Source organism: Brachybacterium phenoliresistens, assembly GCF_000576425.1.
In the GTDB taxonomy this organism is placed as follows: Bacteria; Actinomycetota; Actinomycetes; order Actinomycetales; family Dermabacteraceae; genus Brachybacterium; species Brachybacterium phenoliresistens.
On sequence record NZ_KK069996.1, the window covers coordinates 31,476 to 55,974 of the forward strand.

The window sequence follows — 24,499 nt, forward strand, 5'->3', positions numbered from 1 at the left end:
GAGCCCTTCCCCTCCCTGCTCGCCGCCGCGCGCGCCGTGGCCGAGCGCGCCTACGCCCCGTACTCCGGATACCGGGTGGGGGCGGCCGCGCTCGCCGACGACGGCCGCACCGTGGCCGGCTGCAACGTCGAGAACGCCGGCTACGGCGTGACGCTGTGCGCCGAATGCGGGCTGATCAGCGACCTCGTCGCCGGCGGCGGCGGGAGGATCACCCACTTCGTGTGCGTCAACGGCCCCGGCGAGGTCATCATGCCCTGCGGCCGATGCCGCCAGCTGCTGGCCGAGCATGCCGCCGCCGGCTTCACCATCCTCACCCCCGCGGGGACGCGGGACCTCGAGGGGCTGCTGCCGCAGTCCTTCGCCGCCGCCGACATCGATGCAGGACGGGACCGATGAGCACCACCACCTCCACCTCCACCCCGGGCGCCGGCGCCGTCGAGCCCTTCGACGCCATCGACGTGATCCGCGCCAAGCGCGACGGCGGGGTGCTCGAGCCCGCCCAGATCGACTGGGTCGTGGACGCCTACACCCGCGGCGTGGTCGCCGAGGAGCAGATGTCCGCCCTGGCCATGGCGATCTTCCTGAACGGCATGGAGCGCGAGGAGATCTCCCGCTGGACCGCGGCGATGATCGCCTCGGGCGAGCGGATGAGCTTCGACGCGCTCAGCCGCCCCACCGCCGACAAGCACTCCACCGGCGGCGTGGGCGACAAGATCACCCTGCCGCTGGCCCCGCTGGTGGCGACCTTCGGCGTCGCCGTCCCGCAGCTGTCGGGCCGCGGCCTCGGACACACCGGCGGCACCCTCGACAAGCTCGAGGCGATCCCCGGCTGGCGCGCGGCGCTGAGCAACGAGGAGATGATGGCGCAGCTCGAGGAGGTCGGCGCCGTCATCTGCGCCGCCGGCTCGGGCCTGGCCCCCGCGGACAAGAAGCTCTACGCGCTGCGGGACGTCACCGGCACCGTCGAGGCGATCCCGCTGATCGCCAGCTCCATCATGAGCAAGAAGATCGCCGAGGGCACCGCCGCGCTCGTGCTGGACGTGAAGACCGGCGCCGGGGCCTTCATGACCGAGGAGGCCGATTCCCGCGAGCTGGCCCGCACCATGGTCGACCTCGGCACCGATGCGGGCGTCGCGACCGTCGCGCTGCTCACGGACATGTCCGCACCGCTGGGCCGGACCGTCGGGAACGCCCTCGAGGTCCGCGAGAGCGTCGAGGTGCTCGCCGGCGGCGGTCCCGCCGACGTGGTAGAGCTGACCGTCGCCCTGGCCCGGGAGATGCTCGCGAGCGCCGGGCGGACCGACGTCGACGTCGAGGCGGCCCTCGCCGACGGCCGCGCCATGGACACCTGGAAGGCGATGATCGCCGCCCAGGGCGGGGATCCCGACGCCGCGCTGCCGGTGGCCGCCCACACCGAGGAGCTGCGGGCCGAGGCCGACGGCGTGGTCGCCGGACTGGACGCCATGAAGGTGGGCGTGGCCGGCTGGCGCCTCGGCGCGGGCCGCTCCCGCCCGGGCGAGGCCGTCCAGGCCGGCGCCGGGGTCGAGATCCACCGCCACATCGGCGAGGAGGTGCGTGCCGGGGATCTCCTGGCGGTCCTGCACACCGACACCCCCGAGCGGTTCGGGCGCGCCCGGGAGGCCATCGACGGCGCCTGGGACCTCGCGGCGCCGGGCACCGCGGTGCCCGCGCGGCGCATCGTCCTGGACCGCATCGTCTGATCCGCCCGACCCCGCTCGTGCCCGCGCGAGCCCGGGCGGCGTCCCGCGACCCCGCGCGACCTCTCCCGACCCCCCACGGCCTCCGGGCTCAGCCCAGGAGCTCCTGGAGGCGGGGGACGATGCGCCGGGTCATCAGCGGGGCGAGGCGGCGGCCCGGAGGGGCCTGGCCGAGCGGGCACCACAGGACGTCCTCGAGCTCGGCCTGGACGGTGACGTCTCGCGGCAGGGAGTCCAGCGGGGCGAGGAACACGCTCGCCTCGACCAGGGTGCCCGGCTCGTTGGCGGCCTCCTCCTCGAACAGGCCCAGCAGCTCGAGGTCCTCGGGCTCGAGGACGACGTCGAGCTCCTCGATCACCTCGCGCACCGCGGCGTCGACGGCCCGCTCTCCGGGTTCGAGCTTCCCGCCGACCTGCATGTAGGAGCCCGTGCCGCGCTTGCGCACCGCGAGCAGCTCGATGCCCGTCGGCCCTTCGCGCAGGAAGCAGACCGCGGCGATCCTCAGCACCTGCGGGGCCGAGGCGGTGCCCCGGTGGTGCCGTTCGGCCAGGGCGAGGTCGCGCAGCGCGTGCAGCGTGCGCACGCCCTCGCGCAGGCCGACGGGCCGCATGCCGGCGCGCTTCCACCGCTCGACGTCGGCGGGCTGCTCCCCGGCGAGGGCCCAGCCGCGGCGCACCAGGGTGAGCGCTCCCTTGCGCGCCTCGAGCAGGTCACGGGTCAACCGGGTGCCGAAGACCAGCGGGGCGGGACGGTCCAGCACGAGCGCATCGACCAGCAGGCCGGCCGCGGCCAGCGGCGCGATGAGCTCGGCCGCGAAGATCCCCTCGGCGACGATGAGCGGCTCGGCGCCGACCTCCAGGCGGCGGGTGCCGACGCGGCGCGAGGCCGAGATGGAGTAGTCGGGGATGTCGGCCGCGCCGTCGTGGGCGAGGGCCGTCAGGGCCTCGAGCGCCGCACCGACGTTCCACGAGGAGACGTCGTCCCAGTCCACGATCCCGAACCGACGGGGCAGGGACGGATCGTCCTCGTCGCGGTAGAACTCGTCCAGCGGCACCAGGGGCAGCCCGCTGCGCCGCGTCATCACCCCTTTGCCGCTTCCCGAGGGGCCGGCGATCAGCACGATGCGGCGCGGGGCGGGGGAGGGGGCGGCGGAGGTGGTCACGGAGATCGAGTCTAGGGGACCGCGCCGAGGGCCGAGCGTGGTTCGCCGCGGCCCGGGGGCCGGGCCGCGGATCACAGCTCGATCACCTCTCGCGCACGGCCCGCGGATGCCTCCCCGGGGGCGGCGGGCCGTGCGAGGATCGGGGCATGACGACTGCTTCCCGCGGCGAGCTCGCCGCCCTCATCGACCACACCCTGCTCAAGCCCGAGGCGACCCGCGCCGACGTCGACGCCCTGGCCCGCGAGGCCGAGGAGCTGGGCACGTACTCGGTGTGCGTGTCCCCCTCGATGCTCCCGGTGGAGACCTCCGTCAAGGTCGCCACGGTGTGCGGCTTCCCCTCCGGCCAGCACGCCGCGGAGATCAAGGCCGCGGAGGCCGCCCGCAGCGCCTCTCAGGGGGCCGATGAGATCGACATGGTCATCAACGTCGGCCTCGCCCGGTCCGGGGAGTTCGACGCCGTCGAGGAGGAGATCCGCGCGGTGCGCGCGGCGGCGCCCGCCCCGATCGTGCTGAAGGTCATCATCGAGTCGGCGGCGCTGAGCGACGAGCAGATCGTCGCCGTCTGCGAGGGCGCCGAGCGCGCCGGCGCCGATTTCGTGAAGACCTCGACCGGGTTCCATCCCGCGGGCGGCGCCAGCGAGCACGCCGTCGCCCTGATGCGCGCCACGGTCGGCGACCGGCTGGGCGTGAAGGCCTCCGGCGGGATCCGCACCCGGGAGGCGGCCGAGGCGATGGTCGCGGCCGGCGCCTCGCGGCTGGGCCTGTCCAGCTCCCGGGCGATCCTCAAGGACGCCGACGGGGCCGCCCCCGGGGCGAGCGGGTACTGACCCATGATCGGCGGCGGCGGGGCGGCGGCCGGGCCGCAGGGCGGCGCCGGCGGCCTCGGCGCCGCCGTGCGTCACCTGGGGCTCGCGCTCCTCGTGCTGGCGGCGGGGGTCCTGGCCGGGGCGGTCGCCCCGGCGGGCGCCTGCGCCTGCGGCGCCATGGCCGATCCGGAGGACTCCCGCAGCGACGCCGCGGTCACCCGGGAGACCGCGGTCCTCTCCCTGCGCGAGGGCACCGAGACGATCATCCTCAGCCTCGAGCTCGATGCGGAGGCGCCCGGCGCGACCCTGCTCATGCCCACCCCGGCGGTCCCGACCGTCACCGAGGGGGACGCCTCCACGCTGCGCGAGGTGGCCGTCGCGACCCTCCCGCGGGTCGAGCACGAGCTGGACTGGTGGGGCGAGGGACGCGGCGGCGGGGACGGCGCCCCGGGCGCCGGAGCCGGCGGCGCCCCCGAGGCGCCGGTGACCGTCCACAGCCGGGAGCGTGTCGGGGACTTCGAGGTCGCCGTGCTGGACGGCTCCGCCGAGGGCGTGAGCACCTGGCTGAGCAGCAGCGGCTACGTGCTGCCGCAGGAGGTCCTGGACCTGCTTCCGGTCTACGTCGAGGACGGATGGACCTTCACCGCGGTGCGCTACGCGCAGGACGTCGACATGTCCCGGGACGTCTCGCCGCTGCGCTTCGACTTCGCCAGCGACGAGCTGGTCTACCCGATGCGGCTGTCGCAGGCGGCGCAGAGCACGCAGGAGGTGCACCTGTTCGTGCTCGACCCGGAGCCGGTCCGGCGCACCGACGCCTCCGCCGCGCAGCAGAGCGTCCAGCGGCCCTGGATCGCCGACCCGACCCACGTGGGCTGGACCTGGTCCGACGGCACGCTGCGCGAGCTCAGCCAGGACGGCGAGGGCCGGCCGGGCCGCGCGATGGTCACCGAGTTCACCATCCGCGGGGAGCCCGCCTCCTTCACCACCGACATGACCTTCGCGGCCGATCCGGCCGATCCGTGGATCGTGCCCACCCGCACCGAGACCACGACGGTCCGCATCGCCGGGATCCCGGCGGGCTGGGTGCTGGTGGCCGCGGCCGGGACCATCGGCGTGCTCGTCCTGTACGGGGCGGGGATGACCGCGCTCGCCGTGAGGCGCCGGCGCCGCTGAGACCCGCCGCGCGGTCCGCCTCCGCCCCGCAGGGACCCCGGACTACTCGGGAAGCTCGAGGGCGGCCTCCATGTCGGCGCGCAGCCGCTCCAGATGCTCGGCCGCGCGCTCGCGATGGGCGCCGAGGTCCGCCGAGCTGGCATCGGCCGCGATCCGCTCGATCACCTCGAGGTAGCACTTGAGCTTCGGCTCGGTGCCGGAGGGGCGCACGATCACGCGGCCGTCGTCCCGGGTGGCCAGGAGCACGCCCTCCGTGGGCGGGAGCCCCGTGGTCTCCGCGGACCCGTGGGCGAGGTCCTGCATGGCGGTGACGGAGGAGCCCGCGAGCTCGCGCGGCGGGCGGTCCCGCAGCTGCTGCATCATGGCGCCGATGCGCGAGAGGTCCTCGACGCGGATCGACAGCTGCCCGGTCGCGTACAGGCCGTGCTCACGGGCGAGGTCGTCCAGGCGCTCCACCAGGGAGGTGTCGGCGGCCTTCGCCATCGCCGCCATCTCCGCGACGACGAGCGCGGTGGACAGCCCGTCCTTGTCCCGCACCACGTCCGGCAGCACGCAGTAGCCGATGGCCTCCTCGTAGCCGAAGACGATCCCCGGCGCCCGGGAGATCCACTTGAAGCCCGTCAGCGTGGTCGCCCGTTCCTGGCCGAGGGCCGTGACGACCTCGCCCAGCCAGCGGCTGGAGACCACGGAGCTGGCGAAGACCCCGCGGTACCCGTGGTGGCGGGCGAGGTGGTCGCCCAGCAGGACGCCCAGCTCGTCGCCGGTGAGCATGCGCCAGGCGTCCCGGTGCGGATCCGGGACGGCGACCGCGCAGCGGTCCGCGTCCGGGTCGTTCGCGATGACGACATCGGCCTCGACCACGCGCGCCTGCTCGAGCGCGAGATCGATCGCGCCCTTCTCCTCGGGGTTGGGGAAGGCGACGGTGGGGAAGTCCGGATCGGGGTCGGCCTGCTTGGCCACCGGGTGCACGTCCGTGAAGCCGACCCGGTGCAGCGCCGCGACGGCGAGCTCGGTGCCTACCCCGTGCAGGGCGGTGTGCACGATCCGGACGTGGCGCGGGGAGTCCTCGCGCGGCAGCGCGGTGATCGCGGCGAGGTAGTCCTCGCGCAGCGCGTCGCCGAGCTCCTCCCAGCCGCCGTCGGCGACGGGGATGTCCCGGACGGGGCCGGTGGCGGCGATGCGCGCGGCGATCTGCGCGTCCGCGGGCGGCACGATCTGCACGCCGCGGCCGGAGTCCTCCGCGAGGCGGCCGCCGAGGTACACCTTGTAGCCGTTGTCGGCCGGCGGGTTGTGGGAGGCCGTCACGACGATCCCGGCATCGGCGCCGTGGCGTCGCACGGCGAAGGCGATCAGCGGGGTGGGGCCGAAGCGGTCCAGCAGACGCACCCGGCAGCCCGCGGCGACGAGGATCGCGGCGGAGCGCTCGGCGAAGGCCCGCGAGTTGTACCGGGCGTCGTAGCCGATCATCACCAGCGGGGCCTGCTCGCCGCGCGCCTGCGGCAGGGAGGCCAGCAGGTGGTCGGCCAGCCCTCGGGCGGCGCGCGAGACCACCGCGAGGTTCATGCGGTTCTCCCCGGGCCCCATGGCGCCGCGCAGCCCGGCGGTGCCGAACGCGAGCGGGCCGGCGAAGGCATCGGCCAGCTCGGCGACCGCGGACTCCTCGCCGCGCTCCGCACGCTCGAGCAGCGCGACCAGCGCCTCCCGCGTGGCGGGATCGGGGTCGTCGGCCTGCCAGGCCAGGGCCCGGTCCCGCAGGGCGGCGTCCAGGGCCGGGCTCATCGGCCCGCGTCCCCGGCCCCGGCGGCCCCGGCGTCGCCGCCGGGGCTCTCGGCCCCGATGCGGCGCACGACCTCGGCCAGCAGCGCGGAGATCCGCGGGGCGGCGGCGCGCCCCGCCTCCAGCACCTCCTCGTGGGAGAGCGGCTCGGGGCTGATGCCCGCGGCGAGGTTGGTCACCAGGGAGATGCCCAGCACGTCCATGCCCGCCTCGCGGGCGGCGATCGCCTCGAGCGCCGTGGACATGCCCACCAGGCTCGCCCCCATCGCCCCGGCCATGCGGACCTCGGCCGGGGTCTCGTAGCTCGGGCCGCGGAACTGCATGTACACGCCCTCGGGGAGGGAGGGGTCGACCTCGCGGGCGATCTCGCGCAGCCGCGGCGTGTACACATCGGTGAGATCCACGAAGTTCGCGCCGACCAGCGGGGTGTCGCCGGTGAAGTTGATCTGGTCGCCGATCAGCACGGGCTGGCCGGGGCTCCAGGACGCATCCAGCCCGCCGCAGCCGTTGGTCAGGACGATGGTGCGGCAGCCCGCGGCGGCGGCCGTGCGCACGCCGTGGACGACGCTGCTCACGCCGCGGCCCTCGTAGTAGTGGGTGCGGGCGCCGAGGACGAGGGCGCGCGCCCCGGTGCCCTCGATGCGGACCGACCGCAGCGTGCCGACGTGCCCGGGCACCGCCGGGGGATGGAAGCCGGGGATCGAGGTGGCGTCCGCGGTCCAGACCGTCTCGCCGAGGAGGTCCGCCGCCCCGCCCCAGCCGGAGCCGAGCACGAGGGCGAGGTCGTGGGAGGCGGCTCCGCTGGCCTCGGCGATGGCGGCCGCCGCGTCGCGGGAGAGCTGATGGGGATCGACGTCAGGGGAGTTCATGCCCCGAACCTAGCGCAGGTCAGGACACGCTGCGACACAATGGGGGAGTGAGCGACTCCAGCACCGCCATCCCCCCGTCCCCCGACCGGATCACGGCCTCCGCGGAGCGTCCCCGGGTCGTCGTCATCGGCGGCGGGCCCGGCGGCTACGAGGCCGCGCTGACGGCGGCACGGCTGGGCGCGCAGGTGAGCGTGGTGGCCGATGCGGGCCTGGGCGGCGCGGCCGTCCTCACCGACGTGGTGCCCTCCAAGACCCTCATCGCCACGGCCGATGTGCTGGACCTCGTCGCCGGCTCCGGGGCGCTGGGGATCCGCGACGCCGACACCGCCGGGAGCCCCGCGACCGGGGCCCTGACCGTCGACCTGGGCGCGGTCAACGCGCGGGTGCGCCGCCTGGCCCGGGCGCAGTCCCTGGACATCCGCGCCGCCCTCGAGGAGGCCGGGGTGCGGATCCTCGCCGGGACCGGCCGCCTCGCCGCCCCGGGACAGGTGGAGGTCACCGATGCGCAGGGGCAGCAGGAGCGTCTCGAGGCCGATGCCGTGCTGCTCGCCGTCGGCGCCCGGCCCCGCATCCTCGAATCCGCCCCGCCGGACGGCGAGCGGATCCTCACCTGGACGCAGCTGTACGAGCTGGAGGAGCTTCCCTCCCACCTGATCGTCGTCGGATCGGGCGTGACCGGGGCGGAGTTCGCCAGCGCCTACCGGGCCCTCGGCAGCGAGGTCACCCTCGTCTCCTCCCGCGACCAGGTGCTGCCCGGCACCGACCGGGACGCCGCCGGCGTCCTCGAGGACGCCTTCCGCCGTCGCGGGGTCACGGTGCGCTCCCGCTCGCGGGCCGCCGGGGCCCGGTGCGAGGGCGACGGGGTGGTCGTCACCCTCGAGGGCGGCGAGGAGATCCGCGGCAGCCACGTGCTGATGGCCCTCGGCGCGATCCCCTCGACCGCGGGGCTGGGCCTCGAGGAGTGCGGGGTGCGCCTGCGCCCCGGCGGCCACATCGAGACGGACCGCGTCTCGCGCACCTCGGTGCGCGGGGTGTACGCGGCCGGGGACTGCACGGGCGTGTACCCGCTGGCCTCGGTCGCCGCGATCCAGGGACGCACCGCCATGCACCACGCCCTCGGCGAGGCGGTGCACCCGCTGATCAGCGCGCAGGTGGCATCGGCCGTGTTCACCAGCCCCGAGATCGCGGTGATCGGCGTGAGCGAGCAGGACGTCGCCGAGGGGCGCGTGGCGGGGGAGGTGCGCACCTACCCGCTGAGCACGAACCCGCGCGCGAAGATGCAGGGGATCCGCGAGGGCTTCGTGAAGCTGATCGTCCGCCCCGGGTCGCTCACGGTCCTCGGCGGGGTCGTCGTGGCGCCGCGGGCGAGCGAGCTCATCCACCCCATCACCGTGGCCGTCACCCACCGGCTCACGGCCGACCAGCTCGCGAGCTCCTCGACGGTGTACCCCTCGCTCAGCGGTTCGCTGGCCGAGGCCTCCCGCCAGGTCGCCATGTCCCTGTTCGACTGAGGTCGCATGACCCTGTCCGGCGCAGGGCGACCGGGACCGACGCAGGGGGCGCAGGGCCGTCGCGACGGCCCCGCGCCCCCGGGGGAGCTCGAGCAGGTGGGCGGAGCGGAGGTCAGTCCTCGATCGCGCAGAGCGCGGCGCCGGCCGAGACGGTCGCGCCGACCTCGGCGTCGAGGTTCGTGACCACGCCCGAGCGGTGCGCGGTGATGGGCTGCTCCATCTTCATCGCCTCGAGCACGAGCAGCAGGTCGCCGTCGGCCACGTGCTGGCCGTCCTCGACCATCACCTTGACGATCGTGCCCTGCATCGGCGCGCTCACGGAGTTGCCGCTCGCGCTGGCCGTGGCTTCGCGGTGGGCGCGCTTGCGGCGCTGGGCGACCGGGGCGGCGGGGGCGCGCAGCGAGGCCGGCAGGCTGACCTCGACGCGGCGGCCGTCGACCTCGACCACCACGGCCTCGCGGCCCTCCGGGTCCTCCCCCGGGGCGGGGAGCGGGCCGGTCGGGATCTCGCCGTCGAACTCGGTCTCGATCCAGCGGGTATGGACCGCGAAGGGCGCGGCCGGATCCTCCGGCGCGAAGGCCGGGTCCTCGACCACGAGACGGTGGAAGGGCAGCACCGTGGGCAGGCCCTCGACGGTGAACTCCGCCAGCGCCCGCCGCGAGCGCTCGAGCGCCTCCTGGCGGGTGGCGCCGGTGACGATGAGCTTGGCGAGCATGGAGTCGAACGCGCCGGAGACCTCGTCGCCGGAGCGGACGCCGGAGTCCACGCGCACACCGGGGCCGAAGGGCGCCTCGAAGCGCTGCACCGGACCGGGGGAGGGGAGGAAGCCGCGGCCGGCGTCCTCGCCGTTGATGCGGAACTCGAAGGAGTGCCCGCGGGCGATCGGATCCACCGGGGAGATCTCCTCGCCGGCGGCGATGCGGAACTGCTCGCGCACCAGGTCCACGCCCGCGACCTCCTCGGTCACGGGGTGCTCGACCTGCAGGCGCGTGTTCACCTCGAGGAAGGAGATGGTGCCGTCGGCGCCGACGAGGAACTCGCAGGTGCCGGCGCCGATGTACCCGGCCTCCTTGAGGATCGCCTTGGACGAGGAGACCAGCTGCGCGTTCTGCTGGTCGGTGAGGAAGGGCGCGGGCGCCTCCTCGACGAGCTTCTGATGGCGACGCTGCAGGGAGCAGTCGCGGGTGGAGACGACCTGGACGTTGCCGTGGGAGTCGGCCAGGCACTGGGTCTCCACGTGCCGCGGGGAGTCCAGGTAGCGCTCGACGAAGCACTCGCCGCGGCCGAAGGCGGCCGTCGCCTCGCGCACCGCGGAGTCGAACAGCTCGCGCACCTCGGACTCGGCGCGGGCGACCTTGAGGCCGCGGCCGCCGCCGCCGAAGGCCGCCTTGATCGCGATGGGCAGGCCGTGCTCGCGGGCGAACTCGACGACCTCGTCGCTGCCGGCGACCGGGTCCTTGGTGCCGGCGACCAGCGGGGCGCCGGCCTTCTGCGCGATGTGGCGGGCGGAGACCTTGTCGCCCAGCTTCTCGATCGCCTCCGGCGGCGGGCCGATCCACACCAGGCCGGCGTCGATGACGGCCTGCGCGAAGTCGGCGCGCTCGGAGAGGAACCCGTAGCCGGGATGGATCGCCTCGGCGCCGGAGCGCTGGGCGATGTCCAGCAGCTTGTCGACGACGAGGTACGAGTTCGCGGCGGTGGTACCGCCGAGCGCCCAGGCCTCGTCCGCGATGGTGGTGTGCAGGGCGCTGCGATCGGGATCGGCGTAGACCGCGATGGACCGCAGCCCTGCGTCCTTGCATGCTCGAGCGATGCGCACCGCGATCTCCCCGCGGTTGGCGATGAGCACCGAGCGGAACGGGCGGTGCGGAGTGGGACGAGCGGCCATCAAGCGGTCCTTCCGGATGTCGACAGAACCCCGAGTCTAATACGGGGCCCGAGCGTGCCGTGCCGGGCGCGCCCGCGCCCGTCGCGGCACGCGGCGAGGATCACGCGCGCCGGGGCGCGGCGCCGGGGGTCAGTCCTCCCGCCACAGCTCGTGGACGCCGATCCCGATCTCCGCGAGCAGACGGCGCAGCAGGGGGAGGGACAGGCCGACCACGGCGTGCGGGTCGCCGGTGACGGACTCGACGAACGGCCCGCCGCGCCCGTCGATGGTGAAGCCGCCGGCCACCTCGAGCGGCTCGCCGGTGGCGACGTAGGCCTCGATCTCCTCGTCGGACAGCTGCGCGAAGGTGATCTCGCAGCTCGCGGTCGCGCCGAACGTCGCCCCGGTGCCCTCGTCCTCCGCGTCGCGGTCGTCCACGATCCAGTGGCCGGAGTGCAGCACGCCGGTGCGGCCGCGCAGGGAGCGCCAGCGCTCGATGGCGGCCTCGGCGGTGTGGGGCTTGCCGACCACCTCTCCGTCGATCTCCAGCATGGAGTCGCAGCCCAGGACCACGTACCCGCCCTCGCTCGCGGCGGTGACGGCGCTCGCCTTCTCCCGGGCCAGCAGGAGCACCTGCTCGACCGGCTCGAGGTCGCCGGCGCGCGCGAGGATCGCCTCCTCGTCCAGGTCCGCGGGCAGCACGTCGAACTCGAGGCCCGCCCGCTCGAGGGTGTCGCGGCGGCCGGGGGAGGCCGAGCCGAGCAGCAGCAGGGGGAGGGAATCGGTCTCGGGGGTCAGGGCGTCGTCCATGGTCTCCATCCGGATCGGGTGAGGGGTGCGGGAGGGCGGGGCGGACCGGCACCGGTCGGAGCCGGCGCCGGTCGGCTCGGATCGGGTGGGGAGGCTCAGGTCAGGGCGGTGCGCAGCACCGACAGCGGCAGGCTGCCCAGCTCGAGGGCGCGGCGGTGGAAGTCGCGGGGGTCGCCGTCGCCGACGATGTCCTCGCGCAGCGTCTCCCACTCGCGCTGGCCGATCTTGTACGAGGGCGCCTGCCCCGGCCAGCCCAGGTAGCGGTGCAGCTCGAAACGCTGCTGGGCCTCGTCGATACCCCAGTGGGCGCTCATGAAGTCCCAGGCGGACTCGTAGGTCCAGGCGCCCCCGTCGGCCGCCTCGAGGCCCGTGGGCATCGGCAGCCCCAGGTGGAAGCCGATGTCCAGCACGACGCGGCCGGCGCGCATGCGCTGGGCGTCGAGCATGCCCATCCGGTCGCCGTCGTCGTCGAGATAGCCCAGCTGCGCCATCAGCCGCTCGGCGTACAGCGCCCAGCCCTCGCCGTGCCCGGAGACCCAGCACAGCAGGGCCCGCCAGCGGTTCAGGGCCGATGCCTGCATCGTCTGCGTGCCCACCTGCAGATGGTGGCCGGGGACGCCCTCGTGGTAGACGGTCGTGGTCTCGGACCAGGTGCGGAACTCGGTGGTGCCGGCGGGCACGTCCCACCACATGCGGCCGGCGCGGGTGAGGTCCTCGCTGGGGCCGGTGTAGTAGATGCCGCCGGATCCCGTGGCGGCGATCCGGCACTCGAGGCGCCGCAGCGGCTCCGGGATGTCGAAATGCGTGCCGGCGAGCTCGGTCAGGGCCGTGTCGGACAGCTCCTGCATCCAGGCGCGCAGGGCCTCGGTGCCGTGCAGGATCCGGGCCGGGTCGGCGTCCAGGGCGGCGCGGGCGGCCTGCACGGAGCGGCCGCCGTCGTTGCCGCCGCGCGCATTGATGCGCGCGGCGACCTCCTCCTGCTCGGCGACGATGCGGCCCAGCTCCTCGATGCCCCAGGCATAGGTCTCCTCGAGGTCGACCTCGGTGCCGAGGAACACGCGCGAGCACAGGGCGTAGGTCTCCCGGCCCACGGCGTCGGCCTCGGGCGCCCGATCGACCAGCGACTCGAGCACGTCGGCGATGTCGCGGTATCCCTGCGCGGCGGAGCGGGCGGCCTCGGCGGCCCGGGCGCGCTGGGCGTCGTCGCCGACGGCGGAGGCGGCGAAGGTCGCGAAGAATCCGTCCTCGGCGGCGTACCCGCGGGCCTGCTCGGCGCCGAGGCGCAGCTGCCGGCGGGCCGAGCAGGCCCCGTGCTCGGCGGCCTCCCGCAGGGACTCGGCCCAGCCGGCCAAGGACCGCGGCACGCCGGCGAGCCGCTCGGAGATGACCTCCCAGTCCTCGGCGGTGTCGGTCGGCATGAGGTCGAAGACGTCGCGCAGCTGCAGGGTCGAGGCGAGGTTGTTCACGGCCGAGGCGTCCAGGCGGCGCTCGGCGAGCTCGATCTCCAGGCCCAGGCGCTCCTGCAGGGCCGCGCGGGTGACCGCATCGGTGGCGTCGGCGTCGGGCACCTCGGCGATGCGGGCCAGCAGCTCCCGGGCCGCGTCGGTGCGCTCGGCGAAGGCCGCGGGGGAGAAGTCGGTGACCTCCGCGTCGTGCCCGCTGATCCCCAGCGTGGTGGCGGCGAAGGGATCGCGCCGGGCGACCTCCTCGACGTAGGCGTCGGCGAGGGCGTCGAGCGGGCTGGAGCTGCGGGGGGAGGTGTCGGCCATGGGGGCCACTCTAGTGGGACGGGGCGGCCCGGGTGCAGGTGGCGGGGCGGTCAGCGGTCCGCGAACTGCCAGGCGCTCTCGGAGGGCAGCCGCCGCAGCCGATGGGCGCCCGCGATGCGGTGGACGGGGTCCGTCCAGCCGTCGCCGGTGCCGGCGTAGCGCTGGGCGAGCTGGCGCTCGTGCGCCTCGACGCGGCTGGTCACGCTCATGGCCGAGACGACCACGGCCACCGCGGCGAGCTCGCTGTCGCTCAGGTGCCCCTTGATCAGGCGGACGTCCGCCGGGCTCGGGGTCGCGCCGTCCCCGGCGGGCCCGCCCTGCGGGGCGGGGGCGGCGTCCTGCGATGCCGCGCTCACAGCGGGATGTTCCCGTGCTTCTTGGTCGGCAGGGTCTCGCGCTTGGTGCGCAGGGCCCGCAGCGCCTGGGCGATCTTCAGGCGGGTCTGGGAGGGCTCGATGACGTCGTCGATCCAGCCGCGCTCCGCGGCGAGGTACGGGGTGGCGAACTGCTCTTCGTACTCGCCCTGCAGACGTGCGCGCTCGGCCTCGACGTCGCCGCCCTCGGCCTGCACGGTGCGCAGGTCCTGCCGGTGCAGGATGTTCACCGCGCCCTGGGCGCCCATCACGGCGATCTGCGCGGTGGGCCAGGCGAGGTTGACATCGGCCCCGAGGTCCTTGGAGCCCATCACGATGTACGCGCCGCCGTAGGCCTTGCGGGTGATGACGGTCACCAGCGGGACCGTGGCCTCGGAGTACGCGTACAGCAGCTTGGCGCCGCGGCGGATGATGCCGTCGTACTCCTGCCCGGTGCCCGGGAGGAAGCCCGGGGTGTCCACGAAGGTGACCACCGGCACGTTGAAGGAGTCGCACATCCGCACGAAGCGGGCCGCCTTCTCGGAGGCGTCGATGTCCAGCGTGCCGGCGAAGTGGCTGGGCTGGTTGGCGATGATGCCGACGCTGCGCCCCTCGACCCGGCCGAAGCCGACGATCACGTTCTGCGCGAACAGCGGCTGCACCTCGAGGAACTCGCCGTCGTCCAGCACGGCGCGGATCGCGGTGAGCATGTCGTAGGGCTGGTTGGGGGAGTCGGGGATCAGCGTGTCCAGCGCGCGGTCCTCGGGGCCCGGGGCCTCGTCGTAGGCGATGGGGTAGGCCGGCGCGTTCGAGAGGGTGTTGGCCGGCAGGTAGGACAGCAGGTCCTTGACGTACTCGATCGCCTCGGACTCGTCCGGGGCCATGTAGTGCGCCACGCCGGAGCGGGTGGAGTGCGTGTGCGCGCCGCCCAGCTCCTCGAAGCCGACGTCCTCCCCGGTCACGGTGCGGATCACGTCGGGCCCCGTGATGAACATGTGGGAGGTCTTCTCCACCATGACGATCACGTCGGTCAGGGCGGGGGAGTAGACGGCGCCGCCCGCGGCCGGGCCCATCACCAGCGAGATCTGCGGGATCACGCCGGAGGCGCGGGTGTTGCGGCGCATGATCCCGGCGAACATGGCCAGGGAGGCCACGCCCTCCTGGATGCGGGCGCCGCCGCCGTCGAGGATGCCGATGATCGGCACGCCCGTGGACAGGGCGAGATCCTGGATCTTCTGGATCTTGCGGCCGTGGGCCTCGCCCAGCGAGCCGCCGAAGACCGTGAAGTCCTGCGAGTACACGCAGACCTGGCGGCCGTCGATGGTCCCGTAGCCGGTGACGATGCCATCGCCCTCGGGGCGCTTGGCGTCGATGCCGAAGGAGTGCGACTGATGGCGGACGAACCGATCCGTCTCGACGAAGGAGCCGTCGTCCAGCAGGTCGGCGATGCGTTCGCGGGCGGTCTTCTTGCCGCGGTCGTGCTGCTTGCGAACGGCCACCTCGCCGGCGGTCGTCACGGCTCGCTGCTCGCGATCGCGCAGGTCCTGCAGGCGCTGCGCGGTGGTGAGCGGCGTCGGCGTGTCGGTCACGTGGCCTCCTTGGACCGGTTGCCCGGGTGGCTGAGAGTTCGGAGGGGATACTACGTTACCGATGTCCGCGCGCCCTGCCGATCCGACGGCGGGGCGCGCCTGCCGTGAGAAGGCAGACGCTGCCGAGGAGATGAGCTGGCCCATGACCGATCCGCGACCACGCCCCGCGCTGCTGTGGAGGGACCGGGTCGCCTCGACCCAGGACGAGGCGGCGCGCCGGGCCGCGGCGGGCGCGGATCTGCCGCTCGCCGTCGCCACGACGGACCAGCACGGGGGACGCGGCCGCCTGGGCCGCGCCTGGATCGCGCCGCCCGGCGGCGGCCTCGCCCTCACCCTCGCCCTGCGCACGACGCTGCCGGCCCCGGCGCGCAGCTGGATCCCGCTGGCCGCCGGGCTGGCGGCGCTCGACGCGCTCGAGGAGGCGGCCCCCGGCCTGCGGGCGGCGGCGGGCCTCGGCCTCAAGTGGCCCAATGACGTGCTCGCCGCGGGCGACCGGAAGCTGAGCGGCATCCTCGTGGAGGCGCGGGAGAGGGATACGGTGCTGATCGGCATCGGCACGAATCTGCGGGGCCCGGTGCGGGACGCGCAGGGCGAGCCGCTGGAGGCGGCCTGGCTGCTGGGGGCGGACGGACTGCTCGCCCGGTCCGGCATCCCCGCCCCGACCTCGGCCGATGCTCTCGCCCGGACGCTGGCCGAGGCCCTCGCCGAGGCCCTCGTGCGGCGCACCGCCCAGCTGGAGGAGGCCGCCGGGGATGCCGAGGCCGCAGGGCTCCGCGCCTCCTACGGTATGAGCTGTGTCACACTGGGGCGAGAGGTGCGGATCCAGCCCCTCGGTGCGCGCGGGCCCGGCGCCCCGCACGCGCAGGAGCTGACAGGCCGCGCCGTCGAGATCGACCCGTCGGGCCGGCTGGTCGTCCAGGACCCGACCGGCGTGCGCACGCCGGTCGACGTCGGCGATGTCCTGCACGCAGGCCTCGCCGACCGGACCGGGTGACCCCTCGGACCCCAGGACCAGAGCAGCAGAGCAGCACGGAGAACGGACGGGTCCGCCCCCACGGACCCCGGAGAGCACCGCAGGAGCGCATTCGTGACCACCGACCCCGACCCGGGCCTCCATCGGCTCGGCCCCGACCCCGCAGAGGCCGCGTCGGCCTCCGAGGGCGGCCCCGACCAGGCCGATGCCATCGCGCTGAACCGGCGCTACGCGGCCGTGCGTCGCAGCGTCGGCGCGATCGAGCGCGCCCTGCTGCAGGGATCGCGCACCCACAGCCGCCGCGACCTCGCCCTCGAGCAGGGGGTGGACCCGCGCCTGACCTCGGTGTACTGGCGCTCGCTGGGCTTCTCCTCGGTGGACGACGACACCGCCGTCTTCACCGAGGAGGACGCCCAGGCCATCGGCGATCTGGCCGCGATGGTGGAGGGCGGGGAGATCTCGGAGCGGGCCTTCACGAACATCTCGCGGGGGCTGGGATTCCACATGGGTCGCCTGGCCATGTGGATCACCGAGGCCCTGGTGGAGGAGGGGAAGATCGAGGAGGGCCTGGACGACGCGCACGCCCGCCAGGCCATGCTGGACCGGCTCCCGCAGCTGCTGGAGACCCTCGAGGCGCAGGTGATGTACACCTTCCGGCGCCAGCTGGCCGCCTATGCGGCGCGCGCCGGCTCCGAGATCCTGCAGACCTCCGGCATGGGCGGCACCGACGAGCTGTTCCCGCTGCACCGGGCCGTCGGCTTCGCCGACCTGGTGCAGTTCACCAAGCTCTCGCGCAAGCTCGCGGGGGACGAGCTGGCCGACGTGGTCAGCCGCTTCGAGATCACCTGCCGCGACATCATCTCCGTCGGCGGCGGGCGCGTGGTCAAGACCGTCGGCGACGAGATCATGTTCATCGCCGACACGCCCGAGGACGGCGCCCAGATCGCGGTGAGCCTCGCCGAGGCGATCGGCGACGACGAGGTGCTGCCCCCGGCCCGCGTCGGCTTCGCCTGGGGGTCGATGTTCTCGCGCTACGGGGACGTCTTCGGGCCGACGGTGAACCTCGCCGCCCGGCTGGAGTCCGTCGCCGCGCCGGGACGGGTGCTGGTGGACCACGACACCGCGCAGGCGGTCGCGGAGGCCCTGCCCGGCGGCTTCGAGGCGACCGAGCGCGACGAGATCGACCTGCACGGGATCGGGCCCGTGCGCACCGTGGAGCTGCGTCGCGGCTCCTCGCCGCCCCTGAACATGGGGTTCTGAGCCGCGGCATGCGATGCTGAACGGCACCGAGCACGGCACGTGGCCCAGGGCCCGCGCGGAGAGCAGGAACTAGGATGGACGGCGTGACACGACTTCTACTGGTCGAGGACGACTCGGCAATCGCAGAACCGCTCTCGCGGGCGCTCGACCGTGAGGGATACACCGTCACACGTGCCTCGCGCGGGGTGGACGCCCTGGCGATCGCCGCCGCGGGGGACGGGATCGACGTGGTCATCCTGGACCTCGGGCTGCCGGACCTCGACGGTCTCGAGGTCGCCCGGCGCCTGCGCAAGGGAGGCCTCGAGTCGCCGATCCTCATCCTCACCGCCCGCGCCGACGAGGTCGACGCCGTCGTCGGTCTGGACGCCGGGGCGGACGACTACGTCACCAAGCCGTTCCGGCTGGGGGAGCTGCAGGCCCGCATCCGCGCGCTGCTGCGGCGCACCCAGAGCGTCGAGGAGTCCAGCGACAGCTTCGACGTCAACGGGGTGTCCCTGGACGTCTCCGCGCGCCGGGCCTACGCCGACGGCGAGGAGCTCAGCCTCTCCGCCAAGGAGTACGACCTGCTCACCGTGCTCGTGCGGGAGGCCGGCAGCGTGGTGACCCGCGACGACCTCATGCGCGAGGTCTGGGGCGCCGAGTGGTGGGGCTCGACCAAGACGCTGGACATGCACATCTCGTGGCTGCGCCGCAAGCTGGGCGACGACGCCACCAACCCGCTGCGGATCACCACCGTGCGAGGGGTCGGGTTCCGGTTCGAGACCGGCGCCGGGAGCTGAGGCGTGCGCCAGCGCGTCCTCCAGGCGACCATCATCACTGTCCTCCTGGCGGTGACGATGCTCGGCATCCCGCTGGCGGGCTCCTGGCTGAACTCCACGGAGCTGCGGGTGGCGAGCGACGTCTCGTCCATCGTGGGCAAGGTCGCCACCGCGACCGAGACCAGCCTCGCCAAGGACGAGCCGATCGATGAGGCGCTCCTGCAGGAGTTCGTGGACGCCGAGCCGCGGTACTCGCTCTACATCGTGGTCACCCTGGACAACAACACGGTCACCGCCGGCCAGGATCCCGGGGACGACAGCCTGACCGTCTCCACGCTCGGCACCCAGGGCCAGTCGATCTCCGTCTCGATCCCGAAGTCGGATGTCCGCGCGGAGACCGCCGGCGCCTGGGTGATGATCATCGTCGCCGGCCTGTCCACGGTCTCCATCGGCATCTCCGTGGCGCTGTGGCAGGCCCAGCGCCTCAGCGCCCCGCTGGCGCGGCTCACCCGCCGCGCCGAGGAGCTCGGCAGCGGCCGCGCCCGCGGCAGCTGGGAGCCCAGCGGCATCGCCGAGATCGACACCGTGGCGGAGGAGCTCGCCCACTCCGGCGCCCAGCTCACCGAACGGCTCGAGGCCGAGAGCCGCCTCGCCTCGGACGCCTCCCACCAGCTGCGCACGCCGCTGACCGCGCTGTCGATGCGCCTGGACGAGATCCTCGCGACCAGCTCGGAGGAGTGGGTGCGCGAGGAGGCGCGGATCTCCCTCGAGCAGATCGACCGCCTCACCGAGGTCGTCCACGACCTCATCAACGCCCCCCGCTCCTCCCAGCGGCGCAGCCCCGGCGTCGTCGAGCTGCGGACGCTGCTCACCCAGCAGAGCGAGGAGTGGTCCCCGGCCTTCCGCGCCGCCGGGCGCGAGCTGCGCATCCAGGTGCCGCGCTCCGCGGCCGTCTGGGGCTCCTCGGGACCGCTCACCCAGGTGGTGGCCACGCTCGTGGAGAACTCCCTCGCCCACGGCGGCGGCCGGACCCTGGTCAAGGTGCGCCGCAACGACCACTCCACGGTGGTCGAGGTCTCCGACGAGGGGGAGGGCATCGACCCGGCCCTGGGCAAGCGCGTGTTCGAGCGCTCCGTCTCCGGGCGCAGCTCGCGCGGGACGGGCGTCGGCCTCGCCCTGGCCCGCACACTCGTCGAGGACGACGGCGGCCGCCTCGAGCTGCTCTCCGAGCGCCCCGCCACCTTCGGGGTGTTCCTCATCTCCGCCCCGGGCGAGGAGAGCGGTCCCGAGATCGGCGGCCAGAGCGACAGCGACGACCTCGGCACCCTGCCGCAGGGCGGGGTCGTCTCCCGCCGCGGCCGGCGCCGTCCCCACGGGGCCAGCCGTCTGGGGGATCGCCGCCCGGCCGATCGGGCCGGCAGCGCCTCCCGCGCCCGCGGCGGCGCGGACGGCGAGGAGAGCGCGGACCGGCCCGCCTAGAATGGCGCGCGTGACTTCTGCATCCCCCTCCCGCGACGCTCCCTCTCCCGTGCGCATCGGCGTGGTCGGCGCCGGGCAGCTCGCCCGCATGATGATCGGCCCGGCGATCGAGCTGGGGCTGCCGCTGCGCGTCCTGGCCACCTCCGCCCAGGAGAGCGCCGCCCAGGTCAGCGCCTCGGTGCGCCAGGGCAGCCATGACGACGAGGAGGCCGTGCGCGCCCTCGCCGCGGAGGTCGACGTCGTGACCTTCGACCACGAGCACGTGCCCACCGCGATCCTCGACGGGATCGGGGCCGATGCTCTCGCCGCGGTGCGCCCCGGCCCGGGCGCCCTCGTCCACGCCCAGGACAAGCTGGTCATGCGCGAGCGCCTCACCGCCGGGGGCCACCCCTGCCCGCGCTGGTGGCGCGCGGCCGATGCCGCCGCCCTCGACGCAGCGATCGACGAGGCCGGGGGCCAGGTCGTGGTGAAGACCCCCCGCGGCGGCTACGACGGCCACGGCGTGCGGATCGTCCGCTCCGCCCAGCAGGTCCAGGACTGGTTCGCCGACTTCCCCGAGCTGCTCGTCGAGGAGCTCGTCGCCTACCGCCGCGAGCTCTCCGCCCAGGTCGCCCGGCGCCCCGGGGGCGAGGCCGTCGCCTACCCCGTCGTCCAGTCCGTGCAGAAGGACGGGGTCTGCTACGAGGTCGTGGCCCCGGCGCCCGATCTCGACGACGCCGCCCAGGAGCGCATCCAGCAGCTCGCCCTGGACATCGCCGCGGACCTCGACGTCACGGGGATGCTCGCCGTCGAGCTGTTCGAGACGGCCGAGGGCGCCGTGCTCGTCAACGAGCTCGCCATGCGCCCCCACAACACCGGCCACTGGTCGATGGACGGCGCGGTGACCGGGCAGTTCGAGCAGCACCTGCGCGCCGTCGCGGATCTCCCGCTGGGGGCGACCGCCCCGCGCGCGCCGGTCGCCGTGATGGTCAACCTCCTCGGCGGCCCGCGCGAGGACCTCGCCGCCGGCGCCCGCGAGGCCCTCGGCGAGGATCCCGAGATCAAGGTCCACCTCTACGGCAAGGGCGTGCGCCCGGGCCGGAAGGTCGGCCACGTGACCCTGCTCGGCGACGACGCCGCCGAGCTGCTCGAGCGCGCCCACCGCGCCGAGCGCATCATCATCGGCGGCCCGCAGGGCCCGGCCCCCCAGGAGCAGGCATGAGCACCCCGGACACCCCTCGCGACGAGGCCGCCCTCGCCGCTGCGACGCCGCTCGTCGGCATCGTGATGGGCTCGGACTCCGACTACCCCGTCATGCGGGCCGCGGAGGAGGCGCTCGCCGAGTTCGACGTGCCCGTCTCCGTCGAGGTGATCTCCGCGCATCGCATGCCCGAGGACATGGTCGCCTGGGGCCGCAGCGCCGCCGACCGCGGGCTGCGCGCGGTGATCGCCGGCGCCGGCGGGGCCGCCCACCTGCCGGGCATGCTCGCCTCCCTCACCCCGCTGCCGGTGATCGGCGTGCCTGTACCGTTCAAGAACCTCGACGGGATGGACTCCCTGCTCTCGATCGTGCAGATGCCCCCGGGCATTCCAGTGGCGACCGTGACGATCGGCGGCGGCCGGAACGCCGGCCTGCTCGCCGCCCGCATCCTCGCCGCCGGGGCCGATGAGCAGGCCGCGGCCCTGCGGTCGCGGATGGTCGCCTTCCAGGAGGAGCTGCGCCAGATCGCCCTGCGCAAGGGCGAGACGCTGCGCGCCTCGCGGTGAGCGACGCGGCGAGCCCCGCGGTGAGATCTGCGCGGCATCGCCGCGCGTCCGTCGCTGCCAGGATGGGCCCGCTCGGCGCGGTATCGTCGGCCCCATGAATGAGAAGCCTCCGTACCGCGTGGCCGCCGGAGCGGATGTCGCGGAATCCGCGAGCATCGGCGCCGGCTCGAGCATCTGGCACCTGGCGCAGGTCCGTGAGGATGCCCGGATCGGCGAGGACTGCGTGATCGGCCGCGGGGCGTACATCGGCTCCGGCGTGCGTCTGGGCGCCGGCTGCAAGGTGCAGAACTATGCGCTGGTCTACGAGCCGGCCTCCCTGGCCGAGGGCGTGTTCATCGGCCCCGCCGTGGTGCTGACCAACGACCATTTCCCGCGCGCGGTGAACCCGGACCTCAGCCCGAAGTCCGTGCACGACTGGGAGCCCGTGGGCGTGACCATCGAGCAGGGCGCCTCGATCGGCGCCCGCGCCGTGTGCGTGGCGCCCCTGCGCATCGGCGCCTGGTCGCTGGTGGCCGCCGGGGCGACCGTCACCAAGGACGTCCCCCCGCACGCCCTGGTCGCCGGCGTCCCCGCCAGGCGCATCGCCTGGGTGGGCCGGGCCGGCGAGCCCCTGGAGCCGGCCTCCGACGGCACCGACTCCTGGGTCTGCCCGACCACCGGCGAGTGGTACGTGCCGGACGAGACCACCGGAGGGCTCGCCCTCGCCCAGGACGCCACCACCACCAGCCCCGATTCCCCCGATCCCGAGGAAGCCGCCCGATGACCCGAGCCATGATCCCCGCAGCCCGCCCCCTCATCGGCCAGGAGGAGCGCGACGCGGTCGACCGCGTGCTCGCCTCCGGCATGGTCGCCCAGGGCCCCGAGGTCGCCGCCTTCGAGCAGGAGTTCTCCGCCCAGCTCGCCGGCGGGCGCGAATGCGTCGCCGTGAACTCCGGGACCTCCGGGCAGCACCTCGGCCTGCTGGCCGCGGGGCTGAAGCCCGGCGATGAGGTCATCGTCCCCTCCTTCACCTTCGCCGCGACCGCCAACGCCGTCGCGGTGTGCGGGGCCGTGCCCGTCTTCGTCGACGTCGACCCCGACACCTTCTGCATCGACCCCGCCGCGATCGAGGCCGCGGTCACCGAGCGGACCGTCGGCATCCAGCCCGTCCACCTGTACGGCCACCCGGCGCCGATGGACGCGATCGTCGATATCGCCCAGCGCCACGGCCTGTGGGTGGCCGAGGACGCCGCCCAGGCGCACGGCGCCACCTGGGACGGTGCGCAGGTGGGGACGTTCGGGACCTTCGGCATGTTCTCGCTCTACCCGACCAAGAACATGACCAGCGGCGAGGGCGGCATGGTCTCCTGCGACGGCCCGGAGATCGCCCGGCAGATGCGTCTGCTGCGCAACCAGGGCATGGAGAAGCAGTACGCGAACGAGATCGCCGGCTTCAACAACCGCATGACCGACATCCATGCCGCCATCGGCCGGGTGCAGCTGACGAAGCTCCCGGCCTGGACGGCGCGCCGCCAGGAGCTCGCCGCCCACTTCGACGCCCACCTGGAGGGCGTGACCACCCCGGTCGTGCGCGAGCAGGCCACGCACGTCTACCACCAGTACACGATCCGGATCGAGGGGGCCTCCGCCGCCGAGCGCGACGCCTTCGCGACCGCGTTGCGCGAGGAGCACCAGGTGGGCTGCGGGGTCTACTACCCGACCCCGGTGCACCGCCTCCCCTCCTACGGGCTCGAGCTGGACCTCCCGGTCACTGAGATGCTCGCCCGCGAGGTGCTGTCCCTCCCGGTGCATCCCAGCGTGAGCGACGAGGACCGCGACCGCATCGTCGAGGCCGTGAACACCGTGGCGAAGGCAGGTGCCTGAGCATGGCTGATCTGCGCGCCGGACTCATCGGCCTGGGCATGATGGGCCGCCATCACGCCCGCAACCTCCATGCCCTCGACGGCGTCGAGCTGGTCGCCGTCGCCGACGCCTACGGCGACCCGCACGGCGCCGCGCAGGGGCTCGACGTGCTCCCGAGCGCCGAGGCGCTCATCGAGGCGGGGATCGACTACGCCGTCATCGCCGTGCCGACGGCGTTCCACAAGGACGTCGCCCTCACCTTCGCCGAGGCGGGCGTCCACTGCCTGGTCGAGAAGCCCCTGGCCTTCGACATCGGCGAGGCGGAGGAGATCACCGCCGCCTTCGAGGCGAAGGGCCTGGTGGGCGCGGTCGGCTACATCGAGCGCTACAACCCCGCCCTGCAGGAGCTGCGCCACCGCCTGGCCGACGGCCAGCTGGGGGAGATCTACCAGATCGTCACCCGCCGCCAGGGCGGCTTCCCCGCGCGCATCGCCGACGTCGGCGTGGTCAAGGACCTCGCCACCCACGACCTCGACCTCACCGCCTGGGTCGCCCAGAGCGACTTCGCCCAGGTGGCCGCCACCTCGACGGCCCGCAGCGGGCGCACCGACGAGGACATGGTCTCCATCACCGGCCGGCTGCAGGACGGGACCATCACCAACCACCTGGTGAACTGGCTGACCCCCTTCAAGGAGCGCGTCACGGTCGTCACCGGCGAGAACGGCGCGATGATCGCGGACACCGTCTCCGCGGACCTCACCTTCCACGCCAACGGCGAGAACCCCACGAACATCTGGGAGTCCATGGCCTCCTTCCGCGGGGTCAGCGAGGGCGACGTGATCCGCTACGCGCTGACCAAGCAGGAGCCGCTGCGCACCGAGCACGAGGCGTTCCGCAACGCCGTCCTCGGCGACGCCTCCAACATCGTCACCATGCGCGAGGGGCTGCAGACCGTCCGCGCCGTGGAGGGCGTGCTGGAGTCCGCGCGCGAGGGGCGCGTGGTGGAGCTCGGCTGACCCTCCGCGAAGGCGGAACGCT

22 protein-coding genes are annotated in these 24,499 nt (G+C 74.4%); 14 read left to right on the forward strand and 8 right to left on the reverse strand.

Going from position 1 to position 24,499, the window contains the following annotated elements:
* Positions 1 to 15 precede the first annotated feature (15 nt).
* Both BF93_RS11560 and BF93_RS11565 read left to right on the forward strand, forming a co-directional pair.
* Positions 16 to 396: a cytidine deaminase gene (locus BF93_RS11560; RefSeq protein WP_415749463.1), complete on the forward strand. Its 381-nt coding sequence runs from the start codon at positions 16 to 18 to the stop codon at positions 394 to 396.
* Entirely contained in the window at positions 393 to 1,721 is a 1,329-nt protein-coding gene (locus BF93_RS11565; protein WP_051486878.1) for a thymidine phosphorylase, read from the forward strand. Before BF93_RS11560 ends, BF93_RS11565 begins: the two co-directional genes overlap by 4 nt.
* Positions 1,722 to 1,809: 88 nt before the next feature.
* Here BF93_RS11565 and BF93_RS11570 read toward each other — a convergent pair whose 3' ends face one another.
* Positions 1,810 to 2,880: an NUDIX domain-containing protein gene (locus BF93_RS11570; protein WP_038372827.1), complete on the reverse strand. Its 1,071-nt coding sequence runs from the start codon at positions 2,878 to 2,880 to the stop codon at positions 1,810 to 1,812.
* 146 nt (positions 2,881 to 3,026) lie between these two features.
* Here BF93_RS11570 and deoC point away from each other — a divergent pair, with 146 nt between their 5' ends.
* Both deoC and BF93_RS11580 read left to right on the forward strand, forming a co-directional pair.
* The gene (gene deoC / locus BF93_RS11575; protein WP_038372828.1) at positions 3,027 to 3,707 is read left to right on the forward strand and encodes a deoxyribose-phosphate aldolase; all 681 of its coding nucleotides are present in this window, start codon (positions 3,027 to 3,029) and stop codon (positions 3,705 to 3,707) included.
* A 3-nt stretch (positions 3,708 to 3,710) separates the two neighbouring features.
* Positions 3,711 to 4,859, forward strand: a complete 1,149-nt coding sequence (locus tag BF93_RS11580) for a DUF2330 domain-containing protein (RefSeq protein WP_051486879.1) — start codon at positions 3,711 to 3,713, stop codon at positions 4,857 to 4,859.
* Positions 4,860 to 4,901: 42 nt separating this feature from the next.
* On the opposite strand, the gene BF93_RS11585 is transcribed toward BF93_RS11580, so the two are convergent.
* The gene (locus tag BF93_RS11585) at positions 4,902 to 6,638 is read right to left on the reverse strand and encodes a phospho-sugar mutase (protein ID WP_038372830.1); all 1,737 of its coding nucleotides are present in this window, start codon (positions 6,636 to 6,638) and stop codon (positions 4,902 to 4,904) included.
* Positions 6,635 to 7,504 (reverse strand): purine-nucleoside phosphorylase, encoded by an 870-nt coding sequence (locus BF93_RS11590; RefSeq protein WP_038372831.1) that lies wholly within the window; start codon positions 7,502 to 7,504, stop codon positions 6,635 to 6,637. Before BF93_RS11590 ends, BF93_RS11585 begins: the two co-directional genes overlap by 4 nt.
* 47 nt (positions 7,505 to 7,551) lie before the next feature.
* On the opposite strand from BF93_RS11590, the gene BF93_RS11595 reads away from it, so the two are divergent.
* A complete protein-coding gene (locus BF93_RS11595) occupies positions 7,552 to 9,015 on the forward strand; it encodes an NAD(P)H-quinone dehydrogenase (RefSeq protein WP_084148498.1) in 1,464 nt (487 codons plus the stop codon).
* A gap of 112 nt (positions 9,016 to 9,127) precedes the next feature.
* Here the strand turns inward: BF93_RS11595 and BF93_RS11600 are convergent, their stop codons facing one another.
* From BF93_RS11600 to BF93_RS11620, 5 genes are all read right to left on the reverse strand, one after another.
* Positions 9,128 to 10,903 (reverse strand): acetyl/propionyl/methylcrotonyl-CoA carboxylase subunit alpha, encoded by a 1,776-nt coding sequence (locus BF93_RS11600; protein WP_038372832.1) that lies wholly within the window; start codon positions 10,901 to 10,903, stop codon positions 9,128 to 9,130.
* A 129-nt stretch (positions 10,904 to 11,032) separates the two neighbouring features.
* Positions 11,033 to 11,692: a Maf family protein gene (locus BF93_RS11605; protein ID WP_084148499.1), complete on the reverse strand. Its 660-nt coding sequence runs from the start codon at positions 11,690 to 11,692 to the stop codon at positions 11,033 to 11,035.
* Between the two features lie 95 nt (positions 11,693 to 11,787).
* Complete coding sequence (locus tag BF93_RS11610) at positions 11,788 to 13,461, reverse strand: DUF885 domain-containing protein (protein ID WP_038372834.1); 1,674 nt, start codon at positions 13,459 to 13,461, stop codon at positions 11,788 to 11,790.
* A gap of 50 nt (positions 13,462 to 13,511) precedes the next feature.
* Positions 13,512 to 13,817, reverse strand: coding sequence for an acyl-CoA carboxylase epsilon subunit (locus tag BF93_RS11615; RefSeq protein WP_038372835.1), 306 nt, complete (start codon positions 13,815 to 13,817; stop codon positions 13,512 to 13,514).
* Positions 13,814 to 15,403 carry an acyl-CoA carboxylase subunit beta gene (locus BF93_RS11620; RefSeq protein WP_038372836.1) on the reverse strand — a complete coding sequence of 530 codons (1,590 nt, stop codon included), beginning with the start codon at positions 15,401 to 15,403 and terminating at the stop codon, positions 13,814 to 13,816. Before BF93_RS11620 ends, BF93_RS11615 begins: the two co-directional genes overlap by 4 nt.
* A 142-nt stretch (positions 15,404 to 15,545) precedes the next feature.
* Here BF93_RS11620 and BF93_RS11625 point away from each other — a divergent pair, with 142 nt between their 5' ends.
* The 9 genes from BF93_RS11625 to BF93_RS11665 all read left to right on the forward strand — a co-directional run bounded on the left by BF93_RS11625 (position 15,546) and on the right by BF93_RS11665 (position 24,477).
* Positions 15,546 to 16,397 carry a biotin--[acetyl-CoA-carboxylase] ligase gene (locus BF93_RS11625; RefSeq protein ID WP_051486881.1) on the forward strand — a complete coding sequence of 284 codons (852 nt, stop codon included), beginning with the start codon at positions 15,546 to 15,548 and terminating at the stop codon, positions 16,395 to 16,397.
* Between the two features lie 93 nt (positions 16,398 to 16,490).
* A complete protein-coding gene (locus tag BF93_RS11630) occupies positions 16,491 to 17,636 on the forward strand; it encodes an adenylate/guanylate cyclase domain-containing protein (protein WP_084148501.1) in 1,146 nt (381 codons plus the stop codon).
* A gap of 83 nt (positions 17,637 to 17,719) precedes the next feature.
* Positions 17,720 to 18,415, forward strand: coding sequence for a response regulator transcription factor (locus BF93_RS11635; RefSeq protein ID WP_038372958.1), 696 nt, complete (start codon positions 17,720 to 17,722; stop codon positions 18,413 to 18,415).
* A 3-nt stretch (positions 18,416 to 18,418) separates the two neighbouring features.
* Positions 18,419 to 19,873 (forward strand): ATP-binding protein, encoded by a 1,455-nt coding sequence (locus tag BF93_RS11640; RefSeq protein WP_084148502.1) that lies wholly within the window; start codon positions 18,419 to 18,421, stop codon positions 19,871 to 19,873.
* Between the two features lies 1 nt (position 19,874).
* Positions 19,875 to 21,074, forward strand: coding sequence for a 5-(carboxyamino)imidazole ribonucleotide synthase (locus BF93_RS11645; RefSeq protein WP_051486882.1), 1,200 nt, complete (start codon positions 19,875 to 19,877; stop codon positions 21,072 to 21,074).
* Positions 21,071 to 21,619, forward strand: a complete 549-nt coding sequence (gene purE, locus BF93_RS11650) for a 5-(carboxyamino)imidazole ribonucleotide mutase (protein WP_038372838.1) — start codon at positions 21,071 to 21,073, stop codon at positions 21,617 to 21,619. Before BF93_RS11645 ends, purE begins: the two co-directional genes overlap by 4 nt.
* Positions 21,620 to 21,713: 94 nt before the next feature.
* Positions 21,714 to 22,382 (forward strand): acyltransferase, encoded by a 669-nt coding sequence (locus BF93_RS11655; RefSeq protein WP_038372839.1) that lies wholly within the window; start codon positions 21,714 to 21,716, stop codon positions 22,380 to 22,382.
* Positions 22,379 to 23,482 (forward strand): DegT/DnrJ/EryC1/StrS family aminotransferase, encoded by a 1,104-nt coding sequence (locus BF93_RS11660; RefSeq protein WP_038372840.1) that lies wholly within the window; start codon positions 22,379 to 22,381, stop codon positions 23,480 to 23,482. The genes BF93_RS11655 and BF93_RS11660 overlap by 4 nt, the downstream gene beginning before the upstream one ends.
* A gap of 2 nt (positions 23,483 to 23,484) precedes the next feature.
* Positions 23,485 to 24,477, forward strand: coding sequence for a Gfo/Idh/MocA family protein (locus BF93_RS11665; RefSeq protein WP_038372841.1), 993 nt, complete (start codon positions 23,485 to 23,487; stop codon positions 24,475 to 24,477).
* The last annotated feature ends 22 nt before the right edge of the window (positions 24,478 to 24,499 follow it).

Excerpts from the sequence above, each read along its gene's own strand:
- BF93_RS11565 (WP_051486878.1), top strand. The coding sequence starts at position 393 with ATGAGCACCACCACCTCCACCTCCACCCCGGGCGCCGGCGCCGTCGAG.
- deoC (WP_038372828.1), top strand. The coding sequence starts at position 3,027 with ATGACGACTGCTTCCCGCGGCGAGCTCGCCGCCCTCATCGACCACACC.
- BF93_RS11580 (WP_051486879.1), top strand. The coding sequence starts at position 3,711 with ATGATCGGCGGCGGCGGGGCGGCGGCCGGGCCGCAGGGCGGCGCCGGC.
- BF93_RS11585 (WP_038372830.1), bottom strand. The coding sequence starts at position 6,638 with ATGAGCCCGGCCCTGGACGCCGCCCTGCGGGACCGGGCCCTGGCCTGG.
- BF93_RS11590 (WP_038372831.1), bottom strand. The coding sequence starts at position 7,504 with ATGAACTCCCCTGACGTCGATCCCCATCAGCTCTCCCGCGACGCGGCG.
- BF93_RS11600 (WP_038372832.1), bottom strand. The coding sequence starts at position 10,903 with ATGGCCGCTCGTCCCACTCCGCACCGCCCGTTCCGCTCGGTGCTCATC.
- BF93_RS11605 (WP_084148499.1), bottom strand. The coding sequence starts at position 11,692 with ATGGACGACGCCCTGACCCCCGAGACCGATTCCCTCCCCCTGCTGCTG.
- BF93_RS11610 (WP_038372834.1), bottom strand. The coding sequence starts at position 13,461 with ATGGCCGACACCTCCCCCCGCAGCTCCAGCCCGCTCGACGCCCTCGCC.
- BF93_RS11625 (WP_051486881.1), top strand. The coding sequence starts at position 15,546 with ATGACCGATCCGCGACCACGCCCCGCGCTGCTGTGGAGGGACCGGGTC.
- BF93_RS11645 (WP_051486882.1), top strand. The coding sequence starts at position 19,875 with ATGGCGCGCGTGACTTCTGCATCCCCCTCCCGCGACGCTCCCTCTCCC.
- purE (WP_038372838.1), top strand. The coding sequence starts at position 21,071 with ATGAGCACCCCGGACACCCCTCGCGACGAGGCCGCCCTCGCCGCTGCG.
- BF93_RS11655 (WP_038372839.1), top strand. The coding sequence starts at position 21,714 with ATGAATGAGAAGCCTCCGTACCGCGTGGCCGCCGGAGCGGATGTCGCG.
- BF93_RS11660 (WP_038372840.1), top strand. The coding sequence starts at position 22,379 with ATGACCCGAGCCATGATCCCCGCAGCCCGCCCCCTCATCGGCCAGGAG.
- BF93_RS11665 (WP_038372841.1), top strand. The coding sequence starts at position 23,485 with ATGGCTGATCTGCGCGCCGGACTCATCGGCCTGGGCATGATGGGCCGC.